General features: G+C 63.3%; 4 protein-coding genes and 1 tRNA gene. 4 read left to right on the top strand and 1 reads right to left on the bottom strand.

All coding sequences use genetic code 11. The annotated features are described in order from the left end of the window. Positions 1–174: 174 nt before the first annotated feature. Positions 175–684 (bottom strand): YqaE/Pmp3 family membrane protein, encoded by a 510-nt coding sequence (locus FEF15_RS19030; RefSeq protein WP_163561026.1) that lies wholly within the window; start codon positions 682–684, stop codon positions 175–177. A 192-nt stretch (positions 685–876) separates the two neighbouring features. Between FEF15_RS19030 and FEF15_RS19025 the strand changes: the two genes are divergently transcribed. The 4 genes from FEF15_RS19025 to FEF15_RS19010 all read left to right on the top strand — a co-directional run. After that, positions 877–1,284, top strand: a complete 408-nt coding sequence (locus tag FEF15_RS19025) for a CBS domain-containing protein (protein WP_163561024.1) — start codon at positions 877–879, stop codon at positions 1,282–1,284. A gap of 313 nt (positions 1,285–1,597) precedes the next feature. Then, positions 1,598–1,671: transfer RNA gene (locus FEF15_RS19020), tRNA-Gly, on the top strand. Between the two features lie 83 nt (positions 1,672–1,754). Next, the gene (locus FEF15_RS19015; RefSeq protein ID WP_163561022.1) at positions 1,755–2,141 is read left to right on the top strand and encodes a hypothetical protein; all 387 of its coding nucleotides are present in this window, start codon (positions 1,755–1,757) and stop codon (positions 2,139–2,141) included. Positions 2,142–2,276: 135 nt separating this feature from the next. Then, the coding region (locus FEF15_RS19010) for a helix-turn-helix domain-containing protein (RefSeq protein ID WP_163561020.1) at positions 2,277–2,615 on the top strand (339 nt) is incomplete at its 3' end.

Here is a 2,615-nt window from a genome sequence, read left to right as displayed (position 1 = left end):
CATAACATCAGTATAGGAGAGACTGACGGGATGGTGGCTGATCAACATGAGTAATCAGGTATGTTTATCCAGTTTCACCAGCAAGGCTATCGCCTTGCACCGCCTTGACTGTCGATTCATTCCAAAAATCGAATCGCAGAATGCGGCGGGATTTTGTTCAAACCACAGGGAGAGTCACCCTCCCCTGACCAGCCACCAGGCGTGTACCGCGCCCGGCACCCAGCCGAGCAGCGTCAACACCAGGTTGACCAGCAAGTGCCGCCCGCCGAACCCGCCGAGCCCCACGGCCAGCGGCGGCAGAAGTACCGCCAGGGCCAGCAGCGCAGCACGGGGCGCGGGAGCATCCGGTACGACAGGGGGAGGAGCGGATGCTGAGGAGGGAGCGGCGGCATGCGGCTCATGATACTGCACGGCATCGCTGTCGCGTGCCACCTCGGCGGTCTCGTGTTCGAAGGCCCCCTGGTGTGCCTCGTGATCGATCTTCTGCTCGATGCTGTCGGCATCCTCGGCGAGTTCGCCGTGATAGCGTTCCCACTCCTCCCAGTCGAAGGGTGTGCCGGCACGCGGCCGATGGTCACCGGCTTCCCGAGCCCGGGCCCAGGCCTTCTCTTCCAGGGTGTTGGGACGCTCTTCATCACGCCCCTGGCTGATGCCCTTCTTGGCCATGTACTCCCGTGCGTCCATCGACACCTCCTCCAACGAGCTCGGTGACTTCCACGCCATTTCGTTGATATTGAGAGTCCTCACCTCGGCTCGGGTTCCTCCATCGACCCGCCGAGCGTTGGCAGAAGTGTTGGCGCCGGCCCTCAAGCGAGTTCCGGGCTCGGCTATGCTGAAGGGGCGACATGCCCGTGCCAACGGACAAGGAGATCCGCCATGCCCAACAAGGCCCCCACCACCGTGCGCGACATCATGTCCCGCGACTGCTATCGGGTCACCGAAAACACCTCGGTCACCACCCTGTCCGAAGGCCTGGCGCTCCACCGCCTGCCGGGGGTGCCGGTCGTCGACAGCCACGACCACCTGATCGGCTTCATCTCCGAGCAGGACGTGCTCGGCAAGGTGCTGGAAAGCGCCTACCTCAATGACGAGCCGCCGCTGGTGCGGGAGCTGATGCGCCATGAAGTGCTTGCGGTCTCCCCCACCAAGAGCATTACCGACCTGGCCCAGGAAATGCTCGGCACCAAACCCAAGGTGTATCCGGTGACCGAACAGGGTCGACTGGTAGGCATCGTGACCCGCCGCGACGTACTGAGCGCCCTGCTGCGGATGCGCCACTCCTGACCGACAGCGCCTGTCACGACCTCCTTCAAGGCGCGCCCGGCAACCGCCGGGCGCGCGCAATGCCGTTCTTTCCCCAGCCGTCCGAGCCCGTTTGCGCCTTGCATCACACCCACAAAAAGAAGCCGCCACATGCTGAGCATGGGCGGCAAGATCGAAACTGCGAGCCAGAGCAACAGTGTTAGCGACTGCCATCGCGCTGTTGTCTGTACCTCTATGACAACCTGTAGCCGAAAAGTTCTCGCAACGACAAAGTTTTTGAATTCCCCCGGACTTGCCATCCTCGCGAGGCCTCCTATATCATCAGCTCCGCCTCGCGGGTGTAGCTCAATGGTAGAGCAGAAGCTTCCCAAGCTTAAGACGAGGGTTCGATTCCCTTCACCCGCTCCACTCCCGGCTGCAGGCCTGCCGTCCCGTCTCGCGGCATCGCATGTCTTTCGTCACCTGCAGCAGTCGTCAATGCGGACCTCTGCATGGCCCTCTATCTGCTTGTCCTGGCGGTCTGTCTGCTGGTCATCGGCAGCGTGATCGGGTTACTGCTTCTCTCGCGCACCCCGCGCTACCGCACCGAGCCGCAGCACCTTCTCGACCTGTTCGACAAGGCGCTGGAGAGTCGCGTCAACGAGTCGGAGTGGAATGCGGTCATGGGCTATCCGATTCGCCACGACGAATACCTGGAAGGTGTGCGGCGACGCGCCTACCGCCTGATGGACGAGCACGGCCGCCACAGCCGCGCCGCTCGCGGCAAGCCCCTGCTGGACAGCACGGGGCAGGAGGAGCTCGCCGCCCTGCGCGACCACCTGGCCGCACGCCTTCAGCTGCGGCAGGGGGCCGGCGAGAATGAGAAGAATGAGCGCTGAGTGCCCATCCTGTCACCGCAGGGTACCCACACCGAGCAAGGTGTGGGGGGAATGCGGCGTGAGCCGTAGGCTCACTTGCGGGCAACGCCGTTGCTGTTATTATGTATATATATCCAGTTTAGAGATAAATGATAAATGAAGCGACAGCTTGGCCTGAAGTACCGCCTCGATCCGACGCCGCAGCAGGCGGCGCGGTTGCGGGTACTGGCCGGCCATGCGCGCTTTGTCTGGAACCAGGCGCTGGCCGAATGCCGTGCCGCGCGCGAACGGGGCGAATGGGTGCCGCGTTACGGCACCATGGCCGGCTGGATCACCGCCTGGAAGCGCCAGCCGGCGACGGCGTTTCTGGTGGATGCCTATACCGACAACCTTCAGCAGAAGCTGCGCGATCTGGATACCGCCTGGCAGCGCCACTTCAACCCCAAGCTGGATGCCGAGGCGCCGACCTTCAAGAAGAAGGGCAAGAGCCGCGAC

It is taken from the genome of Halomonas sp. NO4 (assembly GCF_010994375.1).
Lineage (GTDB): Bacteria > Pseudomonadota > Gammaproteobacteria > Pseudomonadales > Halomonadaceae > Halomonas.
The sequence above is the reverse complement of the archived record's forward strand: the minus strand, read 5'-3'. Positions and strand labels throughout refer to the sequence as shown.

Bases quoted from the DNA above. Each gene is read 5' to 3' on its own strand.
- FEF15_RS19025 (WP_163561024.1), top strand. From the start codon at position 877: ATGCCCAACAAGGCCCCCACCACCGTGCGCGACATCATGTCCCGCGAC.
- FEF15_RS19015 (WP_163561022.1), top strand. From the start codon at position 1,755: ATGGCCCTCTATCTGCTTGTCCTGGCGGTCTGTCTGCTGGTCATCGGC.
- FEF15_RS19030 (WP_163561026.1), bottom strand. From the start codon at position 684: ATGGACGCACGGGAGTACATGGCCAAGAAGGGCATCAGCCAGGGGCGT.